Consider the following 24,997-nt stretch of genomic DNA (forward strand, 5'->3'; position numbering starts at 1 on the left):
CGGATCAGGCCTGGAGCAGGGCGTCGAGCTTGTTGCCGCGCTCGAGCGCCATCAGGTCATCACAACCGCCGACATGCATGTCGCCGATGAAGATCTGCGGGAAGGTGCGACCGCCATTGGACCGCTGGATCATTTCCTGGCGCTTGGCCTGATCGAAACCGGCGTCGATCTCGGTGAATGCCACGCCCTTCTGTTTCAGGAGGGACACAGCGCGGGCGCAATAGCCGCACATGGGTCGGGTGTAGATCGTAATGTCAGTCATGCACTCACTCCAGAAGTCACTGCGCACCGCTCATACCGTCGGATCGGTTTCGCGGACTACCCGGCACAATGCCACAACACGCACCGAGGCGGCACCGGCCCGTTTCAGCTGATATGCGCATGCCGACACGGTTGCGCCAGTGGTGATCACATCATCGACCAGAACCAGATGTTTCCCGGCAACTGCATTGCGATCGGGAACCGTGAAGGCCGCCGCGACATTGCGCCGTCGCAGCCGAGCCGTCCGCCCGGCCTGGCTCGGCGTGGCTCTTTGCCGCAACAGGGCATCCGTCCACATCGGCACGCCACTCTCGCGCGACAGGACATGGCCCAGCAGGGCCGACTGGTTGTAACGGCGCACGACCAGGCGGCGCCAGTGCAGCGGGACCGGGATGATGGCGTCTGCTTCGTCCAGGCAGTCCTTGCCGGCACGGACCATCCAGCGACCGAACTGGCCGATCATCTCGCGCCGACTGCCATGCTTGAAGCCAACCACCAGAGGGCTGACCCGCGCATCATAGGCCAGAGGGGCGCGGGCGCGGTCGAAGCGCGGCGGATTGGCGATGCAATTGGCACAAACGGCCAGCGACGCGCCGCCCGACCCGGCCGGATAGGGAAAGGGCCAGCCGCACGTGTCACACCAGGGTGCATCGAGAAAGGTCAGGCGCGACCAGGCCTGCGGCGTCAGATGCCCCGCCCGATCGACAGTATCGCCGGCCAGGGGACAGACCGGTGGCCAGGCCAGATCGGCCAGGCGGCGACCGGCCTCGTTCAGTCCGGATACCAGCACACCCGCCATCTTTTCTGTCTCCTCCCCTTTCCCTGCGCCGCCCTGGCGGGCATATCCGCCCCATGACGACCGCCGCTCCGCCCGCCCTGTTTGACCGCACACTGTTGCGCCGCCGCCGCGACCGGATCGCGGGCATTCTGGCAGAACACAACTTCCTCGCGCAACGCGCTTTCGACGATATGGGCGACCGGATCGCCAGCATCATGCGCGATTTCGACCGCGCCGCGATCCTCGGCGGCGGCCCAGGCCTGGCGACGCAAGCGACGTCTGAGCTGCTGGCCGGCAAGGTTGGCTGGTGGTGCCGATCCGACCTGTCCCCTTCTGTCGTCGCCACGCTGGAGCGACCGGCCCTGGCGCTGGACGAAGAGCAATTGCCCTTCGCCTCCGAAAGCCTCGATCTCGTCCTGGCGCCCTGGGGCCTGCACTGGACCAATGACCTGCCGGGCGTTCTGGTCCAGATCAATCACGCGCTCAAGCCGGATGGTTTCTTCGCCTGCGCCCTACCGGGCGGCTCAACCCTGACCGAACTGCGCCAATGCGTGATGGCGGCCGAGAGCGAGCTGACCGGCGGCGCTGCGGCGCGCGTATCGCCCTTGGCCGGCACCTTCGACATGGCGGCCTTGCTGCAGCGGGCCGGCTTTGCCATGCCGGTCGCCGATGTCGACCGCATCACCGTGCGTTACGACACCATTTTCGCCCTGATGGCGGATCTGCGCGGCATGGGCGAAACGTCGGTGCTGACCGACCGGCCGCGCAATCCGGCGGCCCGCGCGCTGTTTGTCCGAGCCGGCCAGATCTATGCGGAGCGCTTTGCCGATCCGGATGGTCGCATCCGCGCCACTTTCGAGATTGTCCACGCCGCCGGCTGGGCCCCGCATCCCGACCAGCCCAAGCCGAAACGGCCGGGGTCGGCCACGCACCGGCTCGCCGATGCACTGGGTGTTCAGGAAAAATCGCTGGGTGAGAAAGCCGGGCGCTAATCCCGACCGAGCACCTAGAAGGGCGCCGCGGCGCTGTTTAGCATGTCGCTGACGGCCGGTCCGATCACCGCCAGGGCGGCGATGAAGATGATCGAGACGACCACGGCGATCAACGAATACTCGATCGAGGTGGCACCGCTCTGTTCGCGGAGGAAGCGGGAGACAAGGGCGCGCATCAAAGACGATCTCTCAGCTCGGCGGCCAGAGACACGTCGGCGCCGGACATCTGGTAGTCGCGCAGACGTTCCTTGCGGACCCAGGCCAGTTCCTGGCCCTCATTGGGGTGAGGAAAGCCGTCCCAGGTGCGGCACAGGAAAAGCGGCATGACGATGTGGAAGTCGTCATAGGGGTGCGAGACGAAGGCAAAGGGGTGCAGGCACCGTTCGCACGGCTCGACACTCAGCTCTTCGCGCAATTCACGCACCACGGCTTGCTCCGGCGTCTCTCCCGGCTCGATCTTGCCGCCCGGGAATTCCCAAAACCCCGCCATGGCTTTTCCCTCCGGCCGCTTGGCGATGAGGATGCGACCATCGGCATCCAGCAAGGCACAGGCAGCGACAAAGAGCACCGGTTTGGGGCTACGAGCAGTCATGGTCCCATATCTCCCTTAAGGGCGGGTGCAGAAACACGGTTAATGCCCGCCTACTGGGGTTCGTCCGGATCGAGATTGTCATCATCACTAATCGACACCCCGCCTTCTTCGCCACCCTCAGGCGCCGGCGCAAGCACCAGCGTCAGATCGGCCCGCTCGATTTCCGCCTGATCCCGCAAGCCATCAATCAGGGCTTCCAGCTGATCGAATGTATAGAAGCGGGCTATGTTGGGGCGCAGCGACTCAAGCGATGGCGGCGGCTGGCGACGACGATCCACAACGGTCAGCAAATGCCATCCGAACTCGGTCCGGAACGGCTCGGAAACCGCACCCTCCGGGGTCGCAAAGGCGACCGCGCCGAAAGCCGGCAAAATGCCCTCGCGCGAAAAATAGCCCAGATCACCGCCCTCCAGGCGCGTTGCCTGGTCTTCGCTCATTGCCACGGCAAGTTCGGCGAAATCGCGACCCTGGTCGATCAGGGCCTTGATCGCCACCGCTTCCTCCTGGGTCTGCACCAGAATGTGACGGGCACGCACTTCCTCGCCGAGCGGTATCAATCGGACCTGCTCTTCATAGATGCGCTGAATCGTCTCGTCGGTGACCGCATCATCAATCACGGTTTCGACCAGGACATTGCCGAGAATACGCTCTTCGGCGAGGGCCAGGCGCCGCCGAGCTTCCTCGGACTGGTGCAGCCCCCGCCGGCGCGCTTCCAGCGCCAACAGCCGCTGGTCGATCAATTCTTCCAGTACACGGTCAAACTCGGCGCTGCCCATCGCCGGCACGGGGGATGCTTCCTCACCGTCCTGGGCCAGCGCTTCACGCTCGACATCAGAGCGCCGGATCATCGTCCTCTCGACCCGCGCGACCACCGGATCGACCTCATCGAGAGACAGGACCGGCTGCCCGGATTCGAAATCATCGGCGGTCCGCCGCGGTTCGGGACCGCAAGCTGTGCCAGTTGCAGTCAGCACCAAAATGCAAAAGACCCTGAAAACAGACACCTATAGCGCTCCATCTGTTAAAGGAGCGGGCTTGATCCGCCGCGCCGCTTGATTGACAGTTACACCCCTCATCCTTAAGTCACCCTGACGTTTCAAAGCAATGCTGTCGTCCCCGGCGAACGGAACGAATCTCGGGCGCCGGACACCAGCTGCCCTGTAGTTCGCAAAGCCTGATCCAGATGCTCTCCATTGCCCGCAAGATCTTCGGAACCGAGAACGACCGCAAAATCCGCCGCCTGCGGCCGATGGTCGAGAAAATCAACGCGCTCGAGCCCGACTTCGAGGCCTTGTCCGACGATGCGCTGAAGGCCAAGACGGTGGAGTTCCGCGAACGCCTGGACAAGGGCGAGAAACTGGACGCGCTGATGCCGGAGGCCTTCGCCGCTGTCCGCGAAGCCGCCAAGCGGGCCCTGGGCCTGCGCCCCTATGACGTCCAGCTGATGGGCGGCATGGTGCTGCACGAAGGCTCGATCGCCGAGATGAAGACCGGTGAGGGCAAGACGCTGGTCGCCACCCTGCCCTGCTATCTCAACGCCCTGCCGGCCAAGGGCGTGCACGTCGTCACCGTCAATGACTATCTCGCCACTCGCGACAGCGAATGGATGGGCCGTGTGTTCGCACAACTCGGCCTGACCACCGGCGTGGTCGCCCACGGCATGACCGATCCGGAACGCCGCGCGGCCTATGCCTGCGACATCACCTACGCGACCAATAACGAACTCGGCTTCGATTATCTGCGCGATAACATGAAGTACTCGACCGAGGAGATGGTGCAACGCGGGCACGGCTTTGCCATCGTCGACGAGGTCGACTCGATCCTGATCGATGAAGCGCGCACCCCGCTGATCATCTCCGGCCGGACCGAGGATCGCACCGAATTCTACAAGACGATCAACGAGCTGATCCCGCTTCTCGGCGAGGATTGCTACGAGATCGACGAGAAAGCCCGCTCCATCCTCCTGACCGAGGAGGGCAATGAAGAGATCGAACGCCTGCTGAATGAGCGAGAGCTGCTCGCGGAGGGCGATCTCTATGATGTCGAGAACATCCAGGCCGTTCACCACGTCAACCAGGCCCTCAAGGCGCACAAGATCTTCGTGCGCGACAAGGATTACATCATCAAGGACAATGCCGTTGTCCTGATTGACGAGTTCACTGGCCGGATGATGCCGGGCCGTCGCCTGTCCGATGGCCTGCACCAGGCGATCGAGGCCAAGGAAGGCACCGACATCCAGCCGGAAAACCAGACGCTGGCATCGGTCACCTTCCAGAATTATTTCCGCCTCTATGACAAGCTGGCCGGCATGACCGGTACGGCTTTGACCGAGGCCGACGAATTCTTCGACATCTACAAGTTGGCGGTGATGGAAATCCCGACCAACAAGCCGATCGCCCGGATCGACGAGGAAGACGAAGTCTACCGCACGCTGGAAGAAAAATACGCCGCCATTATCGACGAGATTGTTGACTGCCAGCAGCGCGGTCAGCCGGTATTGGTCGGTACGGCCTCGATCGAGAAGTCGGAAATCATCGACCGGTTGATGAGCGACAAGGCCCTGTTCAAGAAGATGCTGGGCCATCTCTATCCAAAAGACGAAGCCGCCAAGGCCGAGTTCGAGAAATCGGCCCGCCCGGTCGAGCGGACCCTGCCGGAAATGCTCAAGCTGATCCCGATCGAGCACCAGGTGCTCAATGCGCGCTATCACGAGCAGGAAGCCTTCATCGTCGCCGAGGCCGGCGTGCCGGGCGCGGTGACGATCGCCACCAATATGGCCGGCCGCGGTACCGACATCCAGCTCGGCGGCAATGCCGACATGCGCCTCGACGCCTGGAAAGCTGAACAGGAAGCCGCCGGCAAGACCCCAACCCAGACCGAGATCGACCGCCAGGCCGACGCCATCAAGTCCGAAATCGCCGAGAAGAAACGCCATGCGCTCGACGCTGGCGGCCTCTACGTGCTCGCCACCGAGCGCCATGAAAGCCGCCGCATCGACAACCAGCTGCGCGGCCGGACCGGTCGTCAGGGTGATCCGGGCCGCTCGAAATTCTTCATTTCGGTGCAGGACGACCTGCTGCGGATCTTCGCGCCGGAACGCCTCGACACCATCATGCGCACGCTGGGCATGAAGGAAGGCGAAGCGATTCAGCACCCGTGGATGTCCAAGGCACTGGAGACCTCGCAGCGCAAGGTCGAGCAGCGCAATTTCGACATCCGCAAGAACGTCCTCAAATACGATGACGTGATGAATGACCAGCGCAAGGCGGTGTTCGAACAGCGCATCGACTTCATGGTCTCCGATGACGTCGCCGACGTCATCAAGGACATGCGCCAGTCGACCGCGGAAGATCTGGTCAGTGCCCATATCCCGCCGAAAGCCTATGCCGACCAGTGGGACATCAGCGGCCTCAAGGAAGCCTTGCAGGAAACCTTCGGTCTCAACCTGCCGGTCGAGGCCTGGGCCGACGAGGAAGGCATTGCCGACGAGGAAATCCTCGAACGCGTGTCGGAAGCCGCCGACAAGGCCTATGCCGAAAAGGCTGCCAATGCCGGTCCCGAGCTGATGCGCCGGATCGAGAAATCGATCCTGTTGCAGGCCATCGACATCAATTGGCGCGAGCACCTGCAAAACCTCGATGCCATGCGCTCGATGATCGGCCTGCGCTCCTACGCCCAGCGCAACCCGCTGAACGAATTCAAGACCGAAGCCTTCAACCTGTTCGAGCGCATGATGGACAATCTGCGTGGCGAAGTGACCAAGCAGTTGATGCTGATCCGCTTCGAGCGCGCACCGGCGCCGCCCAAGGAGCCGGAAGGCCTGACCGCAACCCATATCGATCCGCGCACCGGCCGCAATGAGATGGCCGATCCGGGCGATGGCCCGGTCGCACCGCGAGTCGCTCCGACCCAGCGCCGCGTTTCGACACCGGCCCATCCGAACAAGCCGGAAACCTGGGGCCGCGTCGCTCGCAACGCCCCCTGCCCGTGCGGTTCCGGCAAGAAATACAAGCAGTGTCACGGCGCCATCGACGGCGCTCCGACGGCCTGACCCGGTGAGCGAGGTATGCCTTCGTCCCGCCCGTAGCGGCGAGGAGGACGTGCTGTCAGACCTGTGCCTGAAGTCAAAGGCGCATTGGGGCTATGACGAGGTCTTCATGGCCGAGGTCGCGCCCTATCTGAAGGTCACCACCGAAGCGATCGAGGCCGGGCTGACGACTGTCGCCGAGCTTGATGACGGCACGATGCTCGGCGTCTGCCAGATCGATCCGGGCGGCCATCACGGCACGCTGGACCTCCTCTTCATCACGCCGGCAGCCATCGGCAAGGGCGTCGGCCGCGACCTGTTCGAAGACGCCAAGGCCAAGCTCAAGGCCCGCGGCGAGACGGTCATGACCATCCTCTCAGACCCCTATGCCGAAGCCGCCTACATCCACATGGGCGCAAAACGCGTGGCCATGCGACCGAGCGACGTCTTCAAGGGGCGGGAGCTGCCCTGGCTGGAAGTGGTGCTCTAGGGACGCGCCAGCGGCCGTTGACGGAGTGGGTGATGGACGGCCGGTGCCGATACGCTTGCGCGTCTCACCCCATCCGACCCAGCCCTGCGCACAGGCCCACCTTCCCCATCAAGGGGAAGGACCTGGATGTTCGTTTTCCTGGCCAAATCCTGCGAAGAAGTGCCGCGACCGACTATCCCCCCGGCAAGGTCCGGCCGATCGCCAGGAAGCGTTCGCGGCGTTGCTGGCGCAGGGCCTTGGCGTCCATCTGTTCCAGTTCACCGAGATGCTTCTCGATGGCATTGCCGACGGAGGTCATGGTCGCGGCGGCGTGGCGGTGGGCACCGCCGATCGGTTCGGGGATGACCTGGTCGACAATCTTCATCGCCAGCAAGTCCGGCGCGGTCACCTTCATGGCCACGGCGGCGTCCTTGGCCCGGGCCGAATCCTTCCACAGGATCGAGGCACAGCCTTCCGGCGAGATCACCGAATAGATCGAGTGCTCCAGCATCATCACAACATTGGCGCTGGCCAGGGCCACGGCGCCGCCGGACCCGCCTTCGCCGGTAATGGTGGAAATCAGCGGCGTACCCAGTGTCAGGCAGCGCTCGGTCGAGCGGGCAATGGCTTCGGACTGGCCGCGCTCTTCCGCGCCGAGGCCGGGATAGGCGCCTGCCGTGTCGACAAAGGTCAGGACCGGCATGTCGAATTTCTCGGCCAGGTCCATCAGGCGGATCGCCTTGCGATAGCCTTCCGGGCGGGCCATGCCGAAATTGTGCTTGATGCGGGATTCGGTGTCGTGGCCTTTCTCATGGCCGATCACGACCACAGAACGCCCCCGGAAACGCCCCAGACCGCCAACGATGGCTGCGTCTTCGGAGAAACGGCGATCGCCGCACATTTCCTCGAAGTCCTCGATCAGCGCCTTGCGGTAATCGCGAAAATGCGGCCGTTCGGGATGACGGGCGACCAGCGTCTTGCGCCAGGGATCGAGCTTGGAATAGAGCGCGGCGAGTTGCTCGGCCGCTTTCTGGCGCAGGCGCGCAGTCTCTTCCGCCATGTCCGGAGAGTCTTCACCCGCGAGGGATTCGAGCTCTTCGATCTTGGCTTCCAATTCGGCCAGCGGCCGTTCGAAATCGAGATAGGTACGTGTGGGGTCGGACATGCCCTGCCAACGCCTGTGAACACCAAAGTGGGAGGCAACCTAACCACCCGGTCCCGGCGCCACAAGTCTCAAAAACCGTGCTTACGCATACGTCAATCCAGCTGGTCGTCATCAGTCCTGCGGGCCAGCGGGTGAGCGGACTGGACGAGCGATTTCAGTCTCTCGTCAAGCACATGGGTATAGATCTGTGTCGTGGAGACGTCGGCATGGCCCAACAGTATCTGCACGCTGCGCAAGTCGGCACCGCGCGCCAGCAGATGGGTGGCAAAGGCATGCCGCAGGACGTGGGGCGAGACTTTCGCCGGGTCGAGCCCGGCCGCCAGGGTGAGCTCGGACAGGATTTGCGCAAAGCGTTCGCGGGTCAGGTGACCGGTCTTTGCCGTGCGCGACGGAAACAGGTATCGCGCCGCCTTGCCCGACTTGGTGCGGTCGACCGGCAGATGAGCCTCGCGGACAACCTTGTAGGCGGCAACCGCCTCGAGCGCCGCCTCGGTCAGCGGCACCAGGCGCTCACGGCCACCCTTGCCGGTGATCTGGATACAGCGTTCGGCCCGAACGAAGGCGCCCAGTGGCAGGGAGACAAGCTCGGTCACGCGCAGCCCCCCGGCATAGAGAAGCTCCATCAGAGCCCGGGTGCGCAACCCGGCCGGACCGGACAGTCCGGATGCCGCGTCGAACAGGCGGTCGACATCATCTTCGGTGAGTATTTTCGGAAGCGGACGGCCCTGTTTCGGGGCCCGCAATGGCGTCGCGGGATTGTCCTCGCGCACCCCGTCCGACAGCAGGAATCGATAGAAGCGCTTGATCGCCGACAGACGCCGGGCTGCGGTCGAAGCCGCCAGACCATCGGCCGCCATGCTGGCCAGAACATGCTCGAGATCCGGCGTGGTCGCCGCTTCCAGATTGCGGCTGGAAAGGCGCGCGGCGACATCGACCAGATCGCGGCGATAGGCATCGAGCGTGTTGGGCGACGCACCGCGCTCGGCGGCCATCATGTCGAGAAACAGCTCGATCAGGACGCCATTGGCATGGCCGGCACCGGACGGCGCTTGGCTCACCGCGACCTCGTGATCACACGCTCCAGCACCAGTGCCAGCGCATTGTCGCGAAGGCCGGCTGCGTCGAGCGCCGCTATGGACCGGCTGAACACCACAGGGTCCGCCGAAGTCTCCGGGCGATTGAGCAGGCTGACAGCCAGCAGAGCCGTTTCGGCCCGGGCGCCTGAACGCATTGCCATCTCCATCACCGGCCATTCCGGTGCAGCGGCAACGGTTTCACGGCCGAGCACCGCCATCCGGGAGGTGTTCGGTTGCCCGGCTCCCAGCTCGGCGAGCGCCAATTGTTCACCGAGCGCCGCCTCACCCTGGCTCTCGAGCCAGGCTGCGAACACCGCGTCGAAATTGCCGCCGGACAGGGCATCGCGCGCGATCGCCAATGACAGGTCGAGCGTGACCATGCGCTGCGGCGAAGGCGGAACCCATTCCGGTTGCACGGCCTCGACCGGCGTTCCATCCGCATAGGCCAGCCGGCCATCCGCCATCTCGACGATCGGCTGACCGGCAAGATTTGATGGCGTGGGGCGGCGAGGCGGGCCGTCCAGCAGCGCGTTGCGCCAACGGGCAGCGGCCCGCAAATCGCCAACGATCATCGACGCCAGGGCAATGTCATAGCCATGTGCCAGCGTCGCTTCGTTTACCGGCAGGGTTTCCACCTCGCTGCCATGATGGCGGGCCACATGGATAAAACGCGCGGCACTGCTCGTATCGGCCAGAAGGTGCCCCAGCGCCAGGGCGGCCACTTCCCGATCCTCGCCGTGTGCGAGGACATCTTCGAGCGCGTGATGACGTTCGCGACCGGTCAGCTCCAGCGCCGCTTCAAGGGCGGCGGCGGCATCGGTGATGTAGGGTGTCTCGTAGGGTGGACGATGGCCGAGGGCGATGAGCCAGGCCGGAGCCGTGTCAGCAATCGGAGGCATGTCGGCTTCCTGATCGAGCAGGGCCCGCGCCATGGCCAGGTCGAGACCGCTGTCAGCCGGCCCGACCGTATCGGCGACCGGCGTCGCCAGGGTGTAGGCAAACAGGCGGGCGTCGAAATCATCATCCTCGGAATGGGCCCGGGCCAGCTCGGCGGTAAGCTCGGCCGCGGCGCCCTGCCCCTCCAGGGCCAGGCAGAAAGCGCGGCGGCGCAACCAGTCCGGCGCATCGCGGTTTTCGATCAGGGCATTGGCGGTCTGGCAGGCCCGTTCGCTCTCGCCGGTGGCAAAGCCCAGCTCGGCATGCCAGCGGGCCAGCTCCGGGCGGCGATTCACATTCGGTGTGCGCTCGAGCAGGTCAAAGGCATCATAGGCGCCCCCCGCTGCCAGCAGCCGGTCGACCCGAAGTTCGGCCAGTCGGGCGTCTCCACGCCCACCAGCCGGCGGCTGTCCACCGGAGAGCAGGATCAGGCGGGCGGTTTCACCGAGCGCTTCGCTGGCATAACCACCATCGCCGGTACCGGGCAGGCGCATCAGTACAGCTTCCGCCATGTCGCGACCGGTTCCGGCCCACTGACGCTCATCCAGGCCGCGCGTGGTCAGTGAGACCTCGAGCGGATCAAGCGCATCAAGGCGTTCGACCTCTATTGGATTTTGGGCTGAGGCGGCTCCGCCCAGCAGCGCTGCCAGCAGGCTAGCGCGGGAAATCATCTTCCAGCTCGACACGCACATTCTCCCGGGTCGGTTCAAGGCCATTGGCGATCATGACCAGCGTGCCGAATCCGATCGCGACGAGACCGGCGATAACCGCCACACCCACCAGAAAACCACGCATGAATCCGACTCCTCAATCCTTTGAAAACCCGCCACACAGCTGCGGGTCGATCAGCGTGCGAGCCTAACCCTGATTGCGGCGATTTCCAGACCGTTTATACCGCTAGCATGTCCTACGCCTTCAAACCGCGGAAATCGCTCGTCCTCATCGGATTGATGGGAGTTGGCAAGACCACTGTCGGTCGCCGCCTGGCGCATGCCCTGAAACTGCAGTTTCGCGATGCCGACGAGGAAGTCGAGAAGGCCGCCGGACGCAGCGTGTCGGAGATATTCGAAGATTTCGGTGAGCACGCTTTCCGCGATGGAGAGCGCAAGGTCATCGCCCGCCTGCTGGAGGAGCCGCCCATGGTACTGGCGCTTGGCGGCGGTGCCTTTGTTGACGACGAAACCCGCGAACGGGTCAAGGCGATGGCGACTTCGATCTGGCTGCAGGCTGATGTCGAGACACTGGTGCAGCGCGTCGCCCGCCGCGACACGCGCCCCCTGCTGCGCGACGAAGACCCGGAAACCGTGCTGAGGACCTTGCTCAACAAGCGGCAAGCCGCGTATGCAGAGGCCGATATCCATGTCGATGCGTCGGGCGGGTCACACCAGATCACGCTCGACAGCATATTGCAGGCACTGGAAGGCCGGGAGGCAAGGACGTGAGTGACATTCTGCGGGTCACCGTCGGCTTGGGAGACCGGGCCTATGACGTGCTGGTCGGCGCGGGCGCCCTTTCCGCAGCCGGTCCGGAACTGGTCGCCCATTTCCCGCGCGGCCGGGCCATCCTGGTGACCGACCGGCATGTCGCCGACCTGCATCTCGACGCCGTGACCGCACAGCTGAGCAGGCTGGGCCTGCGTGTCGAGCCGGTCATTATCGCCCCCGGCGAAACATCCAAGAGCTGGGCCGGGCTGGAACAGGTCGTCGACGCGCTTCTCGATCGCAATATCGAGCGATCCGAAGCCGTGATCGCGCTGGGTGGCGGTGTCATTGGCGACCTGACCGGATTTGCGGCGGCGGTGACCAAGCGCGGGGTCAACTTCATCCAGATTCCCACCACCCTGCTCGCCCAGGTCGACAGCTCGGTTGGCGGCAAGACCGGTATCAATACAACCCACGGCAAGAATTTCGCCGGTAGTTTCCACCAGCCAAAGCTGGTGATCGCCGATCGCGATCTGCTGGCAACGCTCCCGGACCGCGAGCGCCGTGCCGGCTATGCGGAAATCGTCAAGGCCGCGCTGATCGGTGATGCCCCGCTGTTCGCGCAGCTGGAAGCCGCTGGCGCTGGCGTGCTGGACGGTGCCGACCTGGATCAGGCTGTTGCAGCGGCGGTCGCCTTCAAGGCCCGGATCGTCGCCGAGGACGAACGCGAAACAGGCGTCCGCGCCCTGCTCAATCTGGGCCATACTTTCGGCCATGCCTTTGAAGCCGATGCGCCCAAGGATGTGATCCGGCATGGCGAGGCGGTCGCGGTCGGCACGGCGCTGGCCTTTGCCTATTCCGCCCATCGCGGCGATTGCAGCGCCGACCACGCGGCACGCGTCGCGGCCCATTTGCGCGCGGTCGGGCTGCCGGCCAGTCCCGCCGAACTTGCGCACAGCGACTGGAATGCCGCCAGCCTCGTTTCCCGGATGCGCGACGACAAGAAGAACCGCGACGGCCGCATCACCCTCATCCTCGCCCGCGCCATCGGCGCAGCATTCATTGACCCGGCGGCCGACGAAGCCGACCTTCTCGCCTTTATGGAGACCCAGCTCTCATGAGCCTCGACTGGACGATCATCGGACCGGCCCTCACCATTGTCGGCCTGCTTTTGCTGTCAGCCTTCTTTTCCGGCTCGGAGACGTCGCTGACAGCCACATCACGCGCCCGAATGTTGCAGCTCGAACGCGACAAGGATCCGGCCGCAGCGCGGGTCAACATCCTGATTTCGGACGGCGAAGGCCTGCTCGGCTCGATCCTGCTCGGCAATAATCTCGTCAATATCCTGGCCTCGATGATCGCCGGGCAATTGTTCGAGACCCTGCTGGGCGGCAATAGTGTGGTCTGGGCCACCCTGGTCATGACGGTTCTCGTCCTCGTCTTTGCCGAGGTGATGCCGAAGACCTACGCCCTGTCCAATCCGGAACGTTTCGCGCTGGCTGTTTCCAGGCCTATCCTGATCGTGGTGCGCGTATTTGCGCCCTTGGTCGGAGCTGTCCAGTTCGTAGTCCGCAATGTGTTGCGCCTGTTCGGCGCCAATGTGGATGGTCCGGTGTTGTCGTCACATGACGAGCTTCGCGGCGCGATCGCGCTGCACCACGAGGAAGGCGGGGTGGTCAAGGATGACCGCGACATGCTCGGCGGCGTGCTCGACCTGCGCGACCTGACCGTCGATGACATAATGGTACACCGCAAATCCATCGTGATGATCGACGCTGACAAACCGTCTGAAGCGATTGTCACCGAGGCACTTCACTCGCCCCATACCCGCCTGCCGATCTACAAGGGCGATACCGAGAATATCATCGGCATCCTGCATGTCCGTGACATTGCCCGCGCCCTTCACGAGGCTGACGGCAATGCCTCTGTCATTGATATCGACGCCTTGCGGCGGGACGCCTGGTTCGTGCCGGAAACCACCGAGGTCCTCGACCAGCTCAACGCTTTCCGCGAGAAGCGCGAGCACTTCGCCCTGGTGGTCGACGAGTACGGCGCCTTGATGGGCCTCGTGACGCTGGAGGACATCCTCGAGGAAATCGTCGGCGCGATCGAAGACGAGCATGACGTGGCGGTGGAAGGCATCCAGCCTGACGGCGACGGCGTCTGGCTGGTCGATGGCGACCTGCCGATCCGCGATCTCAACCGGGCGCTTGATTGGGAATTGCCGGACGAAGAGGCCGTTACCATTGCCGGCCTGGTGATCCATGAGGCCCAGACCATACCGGAACGCGGTCAGGTTTTCGGCTTCCACGGCGCCCGTTTTGAAGTCGTCGAACGCCGCCGCAACCAGATCACCAAGCTAAGGGTCTCGGTGAGCCCGGATGATGTTGTGGTGAATGGCAGCTAGGCTGATCCGCCCGCATGAGTAGACGGGCGCAGATCAGGACCCGTCAGCAGCCTCGCCCGCGATCAGGTCTCGGTAGGCATCACAGGTTCCGCGCGGCGTTTCAGCCCTGTCGGTCTCGTTGTCGGCGCGGGCCTCCTCGACGAGATCACCCAGGGCGTCGGCGAAGACACTCGACAGGTCCATCACGTCGGCCAGGTCCGAGAACGCGTCGGGACCATCGAGAATCGTCGTTACGCCGCCACCTGATGCCAGGTGGTTTTGTGAGGCCCACCGGATCGCCGCAACCTGCTGACCATTGCGGTCCAGGATCTCGGCCTCCATCCCCAATGCCCCGATGCCCAACGGGACGCGCGGATTGAGCGGCCCCGGAACGGCAACGCCTATCAGGCGCGACAGTCCGGTCGTCGCCACATTATTGCGTCGCAGTCCCTGGATCGACGCACTGACCTCACCGTCGACCTCGTCGCCGGACGGATCGGCCACGGGACGGATATCAAAACCGGCCCGGGCCAGGCGCTGACACAAATCCCGTGACAGCTGGCGGCGGACATCATCGAGCCGAGCCGGTGTGATGTCCGGGTCGATATCAGCACCGACCGCGAGCGCGACCGGTGGGAGATAGAGTCGTTCCATACGGGCCAGGGCCGGCCGGTCGGCATATTCCTCAACCGCGAGCAGGCGGCGCTCGCCAGCGATCAGCTGTTCGGAGGATGACAGCGAGGATGGCGCGTCAAAGCGGGTCGAACAGGCTGAGATCGCGACCGCGAGACCAATCGGCACGAAGACCTGTCGGGCAATGCGGCCCAGGCAAACAATGTTCATGTCATCCCCTGAACCAGACGCAAAAGGTCCCGAAATCGGGAGCGTCCTGTCATTATTCGCTGGTACCCCGCGCCCGGATCACCAGTGCGTGCACCGGGCCGGCCAATTCCTCGGCCAGCGCCTCGTTGACCAGGCGGTGACAGGCAACCCGAGACAGGCCGTCAAAGCGGCTGGCGACGATATCAACCGTGAAATGGCTCTCGCCACCCGGCCGGGCGCCAGCATGACCTGCATGCAGATGACTATCATCAGTGACCGTCAAGGCACTGGGTGTGAACGCTTTTTGCAGCTTGGTCTCGATCCGGACTGCAACATCAACCATTTTCACACCTCTTTGTTCACCGGCTTCATTGCCGCTTTACAGACGCATGACCATAATTGGGGATCATGTCGGAAGCTTACAATTACAAACCGCGGTTCAAAGACATCCGCATCAAGCCGCCCAAGGACCAGCCGGCGCCGGAAGAGCGTGTCTGCGAATGGCCGGGCTGCAAGAAGCATGGCAATAGTCGGGCTCCCAAGGCCAATGACCGGCTGAATGATTTCTACTGGTTCTGCCAGAGCCACGCTTCGGAATACAACAAGTCGTGGAATTTCTTCGAGGGCATGAGCGAGAACGCGGCCCAGTCCTTCCGCGAGAGCGCCGCCTATGGTCACCGTCCGACCTGGGGCTGGAAGAACACCCATTCCGCCTCGGCGAAGGCCGCCAGGGCCAGTCGCGATTTTGCCGACGGCTTCAATGATCCCTACGGCATGTTCGGAGACCGCAAGGACCCTCACAAGGAAGCGCCGCGCGAAAAATCCATGGGTCGGCTGCAGACGAAGGCCCTGGAGACCATGTCCCTGGAACCCGATGTCGATCCGTCAACCGTGCGCAAGCGCTATGCCGAGCTGGTCAAGCAATTGCACCCGGACGCGAATGGCGGCGACCGCTCCAGCGAGGAGCAGCTGGGCCGGGTCATCGCCTCCTACCAGATCCTCAAAAGCGCCGGGATGGCCTAACGCCGCACGCCAAACACCTTCTTTGCCTTCCCGGGCGATTTTGGGTCCGTACAGCAATGAGTTTTACTGCCAATGTCTGACAATTCCGGACCAGGCTTGCCGATCCGGTGGCTGTCCATCGGTCTCGCCGGCCTCCCCCTGCTCTACATGATGCTCTGGTTGATGATGATCGTCGGCACGTTTTCCGGACTGTGGCATCCACAGATCGGCAATCTCGATGTCGGCACGGCCATCCGGCGGTCCGCCCCCAGCGAGATCATGGGATTCGCTGCCATGAGCCTGGCCTGGCTGGCCGGCATGACCGGTGTGGCCTTGCAGCGCAGGCTGGGCTTGCACCTGATGATCGCAGGCAGCCTTATCCACATCATCGTCTGGCTGAAAATCACCGATGGCCAGTATTATTCCGGGCAGTTCGGGATGATTGTCATCCTGCTGGAAATGCTGGCGATCACCCTCACCCACTTCGCCACACGGGGCCGCCGACTGATCTAAATCGTATGCAGTCCCCGGCATTGACTTGAAGCCGCGTCAGGCGTGCGATACCTCCGGTACGTCACCTCCCACGCGCCGCAGCCCCGTCGCTGACAAGAACAGGCGCGTCCAGCCATAAAGACCGGTCCGATGAGCGATAGTTTCCCCCTTTCCGTGCCTGATGCCAAAGCCGACTGCCAGGCCCTGTTCGGCTTTGATCCCGGCTTTGAGGTGGCGATGTTCTCGACACCGGACGAACACACGCCGATCCTCGATCCGGACTATGTCTTCGACCCCGCGACGACGCGCGCCATCCTGTCCGGCTTCGCCTTCAATCGCCGGGTTATGATCCAGGGCTATCACGGCACCGGCAAGTCGACCCATATCGAACAGGTCGCCGCGCGCCTCAACTGGCCGATGGTCCGGGTCAATCTGGACAGTCATGTCAGCCGTATCGACATGGTCGGCAAGGACGCCATCGTGGTGAAAGATGGCAAGCAGATCACCGAATTCCAGGAAGGCATCCTGCCCTGGGCCCTGCAGCGCCCGGTCGCCCTTCTGTTCGACGAGTACGACGCCGGCCGTCCGGACGTGATGTTCGTGATCCAGCGGGTGCTGGAAGCCTCGGGCTCGCTGACCCTGCTGGACCAGACCAAGGTCATCCGGCCGCACCCGTCCTTCCGCCTGTTCGCGACCACCAATACGATCGGCCTCGGCGATACGACCGGCCTCTATCACGGCACCCAGCAGATCAACCAGGGCCAGATGGACCGCTGGTCGATTGTCGCCACGCTGAACTATCTGCCGCGCGAGACCGAGAACGCCATCGTGCTGGCCAAGATGAAGTCACTGGCCGGCTCGGACGAGGGCCGCAAACAGGTCGAGGACATGGTCAAGGTTGCCGACCTCACCCGCGAAGCCTTCATCAATGGTGATATCTCCACCGTGATGAGCCCGCGCACCGTGCTGACCTGGGCCGAGAACCAGGAAATCTTCGGCGATCTCGGCATGGCCTTCCGCCTCACCTTCCTGAACAAGTGCGACGAGCTGGAACGCCCGGTCATCGCGGAGATGTATCAGCGGGTGTTTGGTGTGGATCTGCCGGAGGCGCCGGTGAAGAGTGTGAGCGCGGCCTAACCCGCGCTCTCGTCCACCTCCGCCGCGATCACCACCAATTCGCCGTCACGGCGCGTCACCGTGACCATCAGCGCGGCTCCCGGCTGGAACAGCGCGATATCCACGCCATCATCGATCGCAAACGGCATGACCATGGCGCCCATGCCCAGTTCCGGCATGGCTTCATGGCGCAGGAGCGTGGTGCGGGCCTCTGTGTCGACCGTGCGCACATCGGCGGAAACGATTGATTGCGCCATCGCTTCGGCATCGGCCATGGCGTGACCGCCATGATGATCGTGGTTGCCATGATGATCGCTGGCAGTGGTGGCGGTGGCGAGCAGGAGGCTGGTGGCGAGAAGGGTGATCATGGGTGATGTCCTTGATGCGGGTTCGAGGAGGCGGGCGCCTCCGAAGCAGTCGTGTCTATGCCGTCGCGGCTGAGTTCATCGGCGCTGGCCGGGCGGGCCTCGCCTTCCGGATTATCATACCAGCCCGGATCGCCATCGCCGGTCAGGCGGTCGCGGACCTTCAAAATGGTGAACATGCCGCCCATGGTGATGTAGTCGCGCGGGCCCGGGGCGCCGACCATGGGCAGGGAGTTTTCCGGCACCGGCATATGGCCCATCTCGATATGCTGGCCCATCTCGCCCATCCCGTCCTGACCCATCGTCATATAGGTCGGCAGGAGGGCGCCGACGGCGCGGTCGATACGGCGGGCATTGACGCCGGTGAGATTGGGAACGCCATGGCCCATCTGGTTCATGACGTGATGGGTCATGTGGCAATGCATGGCCCAGTCGCCGGGATTGTCGGCGACGAAGTCGACTGTCCGCGTCGACCCGGTCGGGACCAGCACGGTGGTGTCGGGATGGCGCGCCGAGACCGGGATCACGCCGCCATCGGTCTCGGTGATGGTGAAGGCATAGCCGTGCAGATGGATCGGGTGGTGATCCATGGCTGAGAGATTGCCGAAGCGGATCCGCACCCGTTCGCCACGCTGGGCGACCAGGGGTGAGGTGCCCGGATAACAGCGCGCATTCATGGTCAGGATGTTGAAATCGCCCATCGCATTGGGATCGGGCCGCTCGGCCCCGGGATGCAGCACCCATTCCGACAGCATGATGGCATAATCGCGATCCGGGCGCGGTCCCGTCGGCTGGCGCGGATGGACCACGATCATCCCCATCATGCCCAGCGCCATCTGGGTCATCTCGTCATGATGCGAGTGGTACATGAAGGTCCCGTGCTGGCGGAAGGTCCACTCATAGACGAAGGTCTCGCCGGGATGGATGGCGCGCTGGTTGAGACCGCCCACCCCGTCCATGCCCGAGGGCAGGATGACGCCATGCCAGTGCACGGTCGTCGGTGCGGGCAGGCGATTGGTGACATAGACCCGCACCCGGTCGCCCTCGACTGCCTCGATGGTCGGGCCATGGGTGCGGCCATTATAGCCCCAGGTTTTCGCGTTGAGGCCGGGCGCGAAACTGTGCTCGACCTCTTCGGGAATGAGGTGAAAGACCTTCACCCCGTCGACAATCCGGTAAGGCAAGGTCGCCCCGTCCGGTGTAACCACGGGCGTGTAATCGCGGCCCGGCCGTCCCGGTGAATAAGACCGGTCATGCGATACCGAGGCGCTGTGGGCCCGCGGCGCAACCGGCTGGGCCGAGGCCGAACCGGTGGCGAGACCCGTCGCGGCAAGGCCGGCAGACCCGGCCAGCAAGGCATCGCGTCTGGAAATACCCATCAATGGCCTCCCTCGCCCCGGGTCGGGGCTGTGTCACCGCTATCGCTGGCTGCGACCATCGCGGGCGAGCCACCGGCGCGGATCTGGTCGAGCGCGATCCGCCCCCGGTGCCAATCGGCCAGCGCCTCGACATAGGCCTGACCGGTCCGGCTGCGCATCTGCACAGCGGCCATCAGATCAAAGACGCTGACCTGCATGGCATTATACTGGCGCATCGTCGCATCCATCAGACGCTCACTGGTCGGCAGGGCGTCATCTTCAATATGGGTGACACGCCGTTGCGCCAACATCGCCATGGCCTCGGCCGCCTCCAAGGCATTGCGGATCTCATAGGCCAGGGCGGCGTGTTGATGAATGGCCTGTTCCGTCCGCAGTTGTGCGGCTGTGCGACGGGCCGAGCCGGTATCGAAGATCGGCAGGGCAAATTCCAGCATCCAGCCGCGGGACCAGTCACCATCCTCGCGCTCGAAGACGCCGCCCAGCTCGACATGTTCGAGAAGGCTGGCCCAGTTCTCCAGCCCCGCCTCTCCGGCGGCCGCTTCGACACTGGCGCGAGCAGCGGCCAGGGGCAGGCTTGCGCTCAGTGCGGCCTGTGTATCAATCGCCGCAAGCGGAGCCGGTCTCGGCTCCAGCCGCACGGGCAGTTGGTCTGCTGAAACGGGAACACCCAGCTGACGGCCCAGGGCGAGCCGGGCCTGCAGGGCAGCGTGCTCCGCCTCCAGATAGTCCAGCTCGGCCTGCTGGGCGAAGATTCGTTCACGCTCCAGTTCGAGCGCCGGGGAATTGCCCGCCGCACGGATTTCCTCAGCCACAACGAGGCTTGCCGCTGCGGCATCGCGGATGCGCTGCTGAAGGTCCAGACGCTGACGGGCGGCGACGGCATCGACCCAGGCGCGGCGAGTGTCGGCAACGAAGTCCAGGGCCGCCAATACGGTCTCGGCCTGCCGGGCCTCATAGCGATCCTGCGCCGCCGCAGCTCGCCAGGGCGTGGCAGCAATGCCCAGCAGGGAGGCGCGCAGATCCACATCCCAGACGCGGCCATGGCCATCACCCGGCAAGGTCATGACCTCGACCAGCGGATTGACCGGGCGCGATGCCATCACCTGGTCGACCCGGGCCAGGCCGGCCTCGTTCAGGCGCGCCAGGAGACGGTGATTATTGGCCAGCGCCAGACTGACCGCCATGTCTTCGCTGACCGTCCCTTCCTCGCGCGGCAGGACCGTGTCGGCGACCGGCCCGCTCCGTTCGGCGAGGCTGGACATCACATTGGCCTGCACGGCAGCCGGATCGACCGTTGCGCAGGCGGAAACCGCAAGAAGGATTGCCAGGACGGGCAGGGCATTGAAGCGCGTTCGTTTCATACGCTTGCGCTACCATACCCCCCGGGGGTATACAAGTTCGATGTCTGAGACCCAAATACCGCTCACGCCCGCCCGGCAAAAATCCCTGACCCGCCTGAAGCGCGTGGAAGGTCAGGTGCGCGGTATTGGCCGCATGCTGGAAGAGGACCGCTATTGCATCGACGTGCTCACGCAATTGTCAGCCGTCAAATCGGCCCTGGCGGCAGTCGAAGGCGAAATCCTGCGTGATCATGCCGGCCATTGCGTCGCCCATGCCATCGAAAGCGGCGATACCGACGCTCAAAGAGCGAAGATGGACGAACTTATAGGCCTGCTGGCCAAGCACTATCGGCTCTGAGTTTTCAGCATCCGCCCGGCGAGTGCCCGGCCGGACAGATAGGCCGCCTCGACACGAGGCCCGAGACACCAGTCGCCGGCCAGACCGATACCGGCCTCGCCATCCCAAAGACAGGGCGCCTCGAGTGCCTTGAGGACGCGCGCATGACGCCAGCGGTGGACCTGACTCGACCGAATCTCCGGCAGGGCACCGGCCCAGGATTCGAAAGCGCTACAGAGCAAACCGTGAACGGTTTCCGGATCCTCCTCGAGATGGGTGTCGCTCCAGCCCGGACCGGCCTGGATGACCCAGTTCTCGCCCTCACCTGACCGGCCCGGCTTGGTCGAGTCGCAGGCGATCCACGCACAGGGCCCATCCGAGGCGCGATAGACGCGCGGTGCCTGTTCGAGCGGTTCAGCCAGCGAGAGCATCAAGGTCCAGCAAGGCGCGTAACGCACGGCGTCGAGCCGGTCAGCCAGCGGCGTGACACCGGAAAGCAAGGTCTTGGCCTGGGGAGCGGGAATGGCGACTGCGAGCCGGTCTGCCTGAAACATCTCACCATTCTCGCAGGCCACCAGCCAGCCCTCACCGTCTTGCCCCACCGTCTCAACCCGACAGGGATTGCGAATCTCCAGCCCCTCGGCCAATGGCGCGACCAGCTTGCTCATTCCCGGCGCGCCGACCCACCAGGTCTGCTCCATTCCCAATTGTTCCCAGGGCGCAGCCAATCCCGTCGCCGCAGCCTGATCGAGCCAGGCAGCGAAGCCGGCATCGCGGGCGGTGACATATTGGGCGCCATGGTCGAAAGGTCCGTATTCCGTCCGCCGGGTGGCCAGACGGCCGCCCAGGCCGCGCGCCTTGTCGAGCACAATGACATTCTCGCCGGAATCCGCTAGATGCCGGGCGCAGGCCAGGCCGGCCATGCCGGCTCCGATTACGATGCTTGATGTCACGCTGAACCCCGCGCCTGCTTGCAAGCCCAATTAGGGCGCTACGCCGGAGACGGCAAGCAGCCTGCCTTACTGGAAGAAGTTCAGGATCACGCGCGGCGAGCGATTGGCGATTTCCAGCGCCTGGATGCCCAGCTGTTCCCGCACTTGAAGCGCCTGCAATTTTGCGCTCTCGCGGCCAAGGTCTGCATCGACCAGATTGCCGATCCCGGCGCTGGTCACGTCCATCTGTTTGACCAGCAGGGTTTTCTGGATTTCCAGAGACCGCAGACCGACACCCAATCGGGAGACAGCCGATGTCACATCGACCAGCGAAGCCTCGAACGCAACGACGTCAGCGCTGGTTGGCTGGGTCGCGACAATCGCGTTATCGCTCTGCGGCAGGTTGGCTGCCAGTCCGGCGTCGAAAATTCCGCCACCATCGGTCAGGTCCTCGGCGGCGATGGTCATGGTGCTGCTTGGGTCCTTGCCGATCAGGACCGACAGGTCCCCGCCACCACTTTCCAGCAGGTTGAGATCATTGAAACTGGCATTCTCGGCCAGACGCGTCGCCTGATTGCCCAATTCGATGAAGTCGGTCATCAGGCTGCGCCAGCTCTGCTCATCCAGCGTGGTGTCGGTCGCGGCAACGAGCTTGGACTGCATTTCGACCATCAAATCGGAAATGCCTTCGGCGGCAGCGAGCGCGGTCTCGACCACGCCGGTGCCCAGATCAATGGATGTGAGGGCGCTCTGCCGGGACTCATTGTCCGAGCGCATGACCTGGGCCGTCGCCCAGACCGTGCCATTATCGCTGGCACTGCCCACTTTGAGCCCCGTCGCGATCCGGTCGTGCACTTTGGCACTTTCCGATTGCAGCATGCTCATATGCTGCAGCGCGGAGTTCACTGAGGCCATGGAATGGACCGAAAAGGTCATTCGTCGACTCTCACCACCATCTGGTCGGCCCGGCTTGGCATTTTTGCCTATACGGGACCTCGCTCCAGTTTTCCACGATTGGGTTAGCGAGACGTTTACGCCAGCGGTTGGGTGATGGCGCGGGCGACTGGAAAAGGTTGATCAGAACGGCTCGATTTCCACGCCCGATCCGCTAGGTTTACCGGTATGAGTCAGCCCCCTGCCGATCCCGACGCTTTCAAGCGCGCCCTGTCCATCACCACCCGCGCCATTGCCGGCGACCGGGACCTCGACGTTCGCTTTGGCGGCGAGATTGCCGGCCTGTCAGGCGGCCGGATGGTTCTGCCCAATCCGGGGACCGAACCGTCGGTCGAAGCCGCTGCTGCCGTGCGCGGACGCGCCGACGCGCTGGCCTTGCGCCTGGCCCATCACGATGAAGCCGCCCACGCCCGCATCCTGCCGCCTGGTGCCACGGCGCGAGCCATCTTCCACGCCGCCGAACAGGCCCGGGTCGAGGGCCTCGGTGCCCGTGACATGCGCGGGATGGCCGGCAATCTGGACGCCGCCCTTGCCATACGCTGCAAGCAGAAAGGCTGGCAGCGGGTCGAGGACCGGCAGGCTGCACCCATGGAGGAAGCCCTCGCCCTTCTGGTCCGCGAACGCATCACCGGGCAACCCTCACCGAAAGAAGCCGACGGGCTGATGAATTTATGGCGCGACCAGATGGAGGCTGTCGCCGGCCTCTCACTCGACGCGCTCGCCGAAAACGCCGACGACCAGACCGCCTTCGCCGACCTGTTGCGGACCGTCATCCACGATCTCGACCTTTCGGACGAGCTGGGCGGCGATCCCGAACAGTCCGAAAATCCTGATGACGAGGATGAAGGCGTCGATCGCGAGGAACGCACCGGCGACGATGCCGAGGGCGATGACCAGCAGGGCGACCAGCCCGATACCCCGGACGCGGCTGGAACAGCCGGCGATGAGGAAGAAATCAACGCCGATACGGACGATGCCGATACCCGCATCGATGCCATGGACGATGAAGGCTCGGCCCAGACCGCGATGCGGCCGAACTGGCAGCCGTCAGGCGATGACAATGCCAAGTCCTACAAGGTCTTCACCCGCGAGTTCGACGAGGTCATCCAGGCCTCCGACCTGTGTGACAGCGAAGAGCTGGAGCGCTTGCGCAAATATCTCGACAATACGCTCAAAGGCCTCGACCAGGTCGTTGGCCGCCTCGCCAATCGCCTGCAACGCCGCCTGATGGCACAGCAGGAACGGGCCTGGAAATTCGACCTCGAGGAAGGCGTGCTCGATGGCTCGCGGCTCGCCCGTGTGATCGCCGATCCGACCCTGCCGCTCTCCTACAAGCAGGAGAGCGATACCGAGTTTCGCGATACCATCGTCACCCTGGTGCTGGACAATTCCGGCTCGATGCGCGGCCGTCCGATCATGGTCGCGGCGGCATGCGCCGACATCCTCGCCCGCACGCTGGAACGCTGCGGCGTGAAGACCGAAATCCTCGGCTTCACCACCAAGGCCTGGAAGGGCGGGCGCTCGAAGGAGAAATGGCTGGCCGACGGCAAGCCGCCGCATCCGGGCCGGCTCAATGATCTGCGCCATATCATCTACAAGGCCGCCGATACGCCCTGGCGCCGCGCCCGGGTCAATCTCGGCCTGATGATGCGCGAAGGCCTGCTCAAGGAAAACATCGATGGCGAGGCCCTGCAATGGGCCTGGAAGCGCATGGCCGCCCGCCCTGAACAACGCCGCATCATGATGGTGATCTCCGACGGCGCCCCGGTCGATGACGGCACCCAGTCGGCCAATTCCGCCGGCTATCTGGAACGCCATCTGCGCGAAACCATCGCCATGATCGAGACCCGTTCGGAAGTCGAGCTGCTCGCCATCGGCATCGGCCATGACGTCACCCGCTGGTATCGCCGCGCGGTGACCATCAATGATGTCGAGCAACTCGGCGGCGCCATGACCGACCAGCTGGCGGCGCTGTTCGACGAGGATGGTGGCGGCAAAGCCGGCTTCTCCAGCGGCAAGCCGGGTCTCAACCGGGTCGATTTCTCGTCGATTGCCGGGCGAGTCTAGGGGGCTGGTCCGTCCCGCCGCACCGGTCTAGACAGGCCCTATCCTCGTAGCTGCGAACAAGGCCGGCCCCATGCGCTCTTTGCTTCTC

General features: G+C 64.2%; 27 protein-coding genes. 11 read left to right on the forward strand and 16 right to left on the reverse strand.

The window, feature by feature from the left end; all coding sequences use genetic code 11:
- Positions 1 to 4: 4 nt before the first annotated feature.
- Complete coding sequence (gene grxC / locus MMAR10_RS11735) at positions 5 to 262, reverse strand: glutaredoxin 3 (RefSeq protein WP_011644200.1); 258 nt, start codon at positions 260 to 262, stop codon at positions 5 to 7.
- Between the two features lie 30 nt (positions 263 to 292).
- Positions 293 to 1,060, reverse strand: a complete 768-nt coding sequence (locus MMAR10_RS11740) for a ComF family protein (protein ID WP_011644201.1) — start codon at positions 1,058 to 1,060, stop codon at positions 293 to 295.
- A 53-nt stretch (positions 1,061 to 1,113) separates the two neighbouring features.
- Here MMAR10_RS11740 and MMAR10_RS11745 point away from each other — a divergent pair, with 53 nt between their 5' ends.
- On the forward strand, positions 1,114 to 2,031 hold the full coding sequence (locus tag MMAR10_RS11745; protein WP_011644202.1) for a methyltransferase domain-containing protein: 918 nt from the start codon (positions 1,114 to 1,116) through the stop codon (positions 2,029 to 2,031).
- 14 nt (positions 2,032 to 2,045) lie between these two features.
- Here MMAR10_RS11745 and MMAR10_RS16700 read toward each other — a convergent pair whose 3' ends face one another.
- From MMAR10_RS16700 to MMAR10_RS11755, 3 genes are read right to left on the reverse strand one after another with little or no spacing between them, the layout of a single operon-like run.
- Positions 2,046 to 2,207 (reverse strand): Flp family type IVb pilin, encoded by a 162-nt coding sequence (locus MMAR10_RS16700; RefSeq protein ID WP_083759561.1) that lies wholly within the window; start codon positions 2,205 to 2,207, stop codon positions 2,046 to 2,048.
- Positions 2,207 to 2,623: an 8-oxo-dGTP diphosphatase MutT gene (gene mutT, locus MMAR10_RS11750; protein ID WP_011644203.1), complete on the reverse strand. Its 417-nt coding sequence runs from the start codon at positions 2,621 to 2,623 to the stop codon at positions 2,207 to 2,209. Before mutT ends, MMAR10_RS16700 begins: the two co-directional genes overlap by 1 nt.
- 50 nt (positions 2,624 to 2,673) lie before the next feature.
- On the reverse strand, positions 2,674 to 3,597 hold the full coding sequence (locus MMAR10_RS11755; protein WP_049755731.1) for a peptidylprolyl isomerase: 924 nt from the start codon (positions 3,595 to 3,597) through the stop codon (positions 2,674 to 2,676).
- 209 nt (positions 3,598 to 3,806) lie between these two features.
- Here MMAR10_RS11755 and secA point away from each other — a divergent pair, with 209 nt between their 5' ends.
- Together secA and MMAR10_RS11765 are read left to right on the forward strand one after the other, a co-directional pair.
- Positions 3,807 to 6,674, forward strand: coding sequence for a preprotein translocase subunit SecA (gene secA, locus MMAR10_RS11760; RefSeq protein WP_011644205.1), 2,868 nt, complete (start codon positions 3,807 to 3,809; stop codon positions 6,672 to 6,674).
- Positions 6,675 to 6,723: 49 nt separating this feature from the next.
- A complete protein-coding gene (locus MMAR10_RS11765; protein WP_049755732.1) occupies positions 6,724 to 7,140 on the forward strand; it encodes a GNAT family N-acetyltransferase in 417 nt (138 codons plus the stop codon).
- A gap of 172 nt (positions 7,141 to 7,312) precedes the next feature.
- Here MMAR10_RS11765 and MMAR10_RS11770 read toward each other — a convergent pair whose 3' ends face one another.
- The 4 genes from MMAR10_RS11770 to MMAR10_RS17080 all read right to left on the reverse strand — a co-directional run bounded on the left by MMAR10_RS11770 (position 7,313) and on the right by MMAR10_RS17080 (position 11,091).
- Entirely contained in the window at positions 7,313 to 8,284 is a 972-nt protein-coding gene (locus MMAR10_RS11770) for an acetyl-CoA carboxylase carboxyltransferase subunit alpha (RefSeq protein ID WP_011644207.1), read from the reverse strand.
- 92 nt (positions 8,285 to 8,376) lie between these two features.
- Entirely contained in the window at positions 8,377 to 9,342 is a 966-nt protein-coding gene (locus MMAR10_RS11775; protein ID WP_011644208.1) for a site-specific tyrosine recombinase XerD, read from the reverse strand.
- Positions 9,339 to 10,967: a hypothetical protein gene (locus MMAR10_RS17160; protein WP_041636965.1), complete on the reverse strand. Its 1,629-nt coding sequence runs from the start codon at positions 10,965 to 10,967 to the stop codon at positions 9,339 to 9,341. Before MMAR10_RS17160 ends, MMAR10_RS11775 begins: the two co-directional genes overlap by 4 nt.
- The gene (locus MMAR10_RS17080; protein ID WP_190273920.1) at positions 10,951 to 11,091 is read right to left on the reverse strand and encodes a hypothetical protein; all 141 of its coding nucleotides are present in this window, start codon (positions 11,089 to 11,091) and stop codon (positions 10,951 to 10,953) included. Before MMAR10_RS17080 ends, MMAR10_RS17160 begins: the two co-directional genes overlap by 17 nt.
- A 107-nt stretch (positions 11,092 to 11,198) precedes the next feature.
- Between MMAR10_RS17080 and MMAR10_RS11785 the strand changes: the two genes are divergently transcribed.
- The 3 genes from MMAR10_RS11785 to MMAR10_RS11795 are packed head-to-tail and all read left to right on the forward strand — an operon-like array spanning position 11,199 to position 14,124.
- Positions 11,199 to 11,738 (forward strand): shikimate kinase, encoded by a 540-nt coding sequence (locus MMAR10_RS11785; protein ID WP_011644210.1) that lies wholly within the window; start codon positions 11,199 to 11,201, stop codon positions 11,736 to 11,738.
- Positions 11,735 to 12,838, forward strand: coding sequence for a 3-dehydroquinate synthase (gene aroB, locus MMAR10_RS11790; protein WP_011644211.1), 1,104 nt, complete (start codon positions 11,735 to 11,737; stop codon positions 12,836 to 12,838). Before MMAR10_RS11785 ends, aroB begins: the two co-directional genes overlap by 4 nt.
- A complete protein-coding gene (locus MMAR10_RS11795; protein WP_011644212.1) occupies positions 12,835 to 14,124 on the forward strand; it encodes an HlyC/CorC family transporter in 1,290 nt (429 codons plus the stop codon). Before aroB ends, MMAR10_RS11795 begins: the two co-directional genes overlap by 4 nt.
- 33 nt (positions 14,125 to 14,157) lie before the next feature.
- Here the strand turns inward: MMAR10_RS11795 and MMAR10_RS11800 are convergent, their stop codons facing one another.
- Together MMAR10_RS11800 and MMAR10_RS11805 are read right to left on the reverse strand one after the other, a co-directional pair.
- On the reverse strand, positions 14,158 to 14,946 hold the full coding sequence (locus tag MMAR10_RS11800) for a DUF3313 family protein (RefSeq protein ID WP_011644213.1): 789 nt from the start codon (positions 14,944 to 14,946) through the stop codon (positions 14,158 to 14,160).
- A 52-nt stretch (positions 14,947 to 14,998) separates the two neighbouring features.
- Positions 14,999 to 15,268, reverse strand: a complete 270-nt coding sequence (locus tag MMAR10_RS11805; protein ID WP_011644214.1) for a BolA family protein — start codon at positions 15,266 to 15,268, stop codon at positions 14,999 to 15,001.
- 65 nt (positions 15,269 to 15,333) lie between these two features.
- On the opposite strand from MMAR10_RS11805, the gene MMAR10_RS11810 reads away from it, so the two are divergent.
- From MMAR10_RS11810 to cobS, 3 genes are all read left to right on the forward strand, one after another.
- A complete protein-coding gene (locus tag MMAR10_RS11810; RefSeq protein ID WP_011644215.1) occupies positions 15,334 to 15,948 on the forward strand; it encodes a J domain-containing protein in 615 nt (204 codons plus the stop codon).
- Between the two features lie 72 nt (positions 15,949 to 16,020).
- Positions 16,021 to 16,440: a hypothetical protein gene (locus MMAR10_RS11815; RefSeq protein ID WP_011644216.1), complete on the forward strand. Its 420-nt coding sequence runs from the start codon at positions 16,021 to 16,023 to the stop codon at positions 16,438 to 16,440.
- 129 nt (positions 16,441 to 16,569) lie between these two features.
- Positions 16,570 to 17,556 (forward strand): cobaltochelatase subunit CobS, encoded by a 987-nt coding sequence (cobS, locus tag MMAR10_RS11820; RefSeq protein WP_011644217.1) that lies wholly within the window; start codon positions 16,570 to 16,572, stop codon positions 17,554 to 17,556.
- Here the strand turns inward: cobS and MMAR10_RS11825 are convergent.
- Genes MMAR10_RS11825 through MMAR10_RS11835 form a run of 3 tightly spaced genes read right to left on the reverse strand, consistent with a single transcriptional unit; the run spans position 17,553 to position 20,640 of the window.
- Entirely contained in the window at positions 17,553 to 17,903 is a 351-nt protein-coding gene (locus MMAR10_RS11825; protein WP_011644218.1) for a copper-binding protein, read from the reverse strand. The two genes, cobS and MMAR10_RS11825, sit on opposite strands and share 4 nt — an antisense overlap.
- Positions 17,900 to 19,279 carry a multicopper oxidase family protein gene (locus MMAR10_RS11830; RefSeq protein ID WP_011644219.1) on the reverse strand — a complete coding sequence of 460 codons (1,380 nt, stop codon included), beginning with the start codon at positions 19,277 to 19,279 and terminating at the stop codon, positions 17,900 to 17,902. Before MMAR10_RS11830 ends, MMAR10_RS11825 begins: the two co-directional genes overlap by 4 nt.
- Positions 19,279 to 20,640 (reverse strand): TolC family protein, encoded by a 1,362-nt coding sequence (locus MMAR10_RS11835; RefSeq protein WP_011644220.1) that lies wholly within the window; start codon positions 20,638 to 20,640, stop codon positions 19,279 to 19,281. Before MMAR10_RS11835 ends, MMAR10_RS11830 begins: the two co-directional genes overlap by 1 nt.
- Positions 20,641 to 20,680: 40 nt before the next feature.
- Between MMAR10_RS11835 and MMAR10_RS11840 the strand changes: the two genes are divergently transcribed.
- A complete protein-coding gene (locus MMAR10_RS11840; RefSeq protein WP_011644221.1) occupies positions 20,681 to 20,977 on the forward strand; it encodes a metal-sensitive transcriptional regulator in 297 nt (98 codons plus the stop codon).
- Here the strand turns inward: MMAR10_RS11840 and MMAR10_RS11845 are convergent.
- Positions 20,965 to 21,909, reverse strand: coding sequence for an NAD(P)/FAD-dependent oxidoreductase (locus tag MMAR10_RS11845; protein WP_011644222.1), 945 nt, complete (start codon positions 21,907 to 21,909; stop codon positions 20,965 to 20,967). The genes MMAR10_RS11840 and MMAR10_RS11845 overlap by 13 nt on opposite strands.
- Before the next feature lie 66 nt (positions 21,910 to 21,975).
- Positions 21,976 to 22,824, reverse strand: coding sequence for a flagellin (locus MMAR10_RS11850; RefSeq protein ID WP_011644223.1), 849 nt, complete (start codon positions 22,822 to 22,824; stop codon positions 21,976 to 21,978).
- Between the two features lie 186 nt (positions 22,825 to 23,010).
- Here MMAR10_RS11850 and cobT point away from each other — a divergent pair, with 186 nt between their 5' ends.
- Positions 23,011 to 24,909 carry a cobaltochelatase subunit CobT gene (gene cobT / locus MMAR10_RS11855; protein ID WP_011644224.1) on the forward strand — a complete coding sequence of 633 codons (1,899 nt, stop codon included), beginning with the start codon at positions 23,011 to 23,013 and terminating at the stop codon, positions 24,907 to 24,909.
- The last annotated feature ends 88 nt before the right edge of the window (positions 24,910 to 24,997 follow it).

The sequence above is a fragment of the Maricaulis maris MCS10 genome, from assembly GCF_000014745.1.
Classification (GTDB): Bacteria; Pseudomonadota; Alphaproteobacteria; order Caulobacterales; family Maricaulaceae; genus Maricaulis; species Maricaulis maris_A.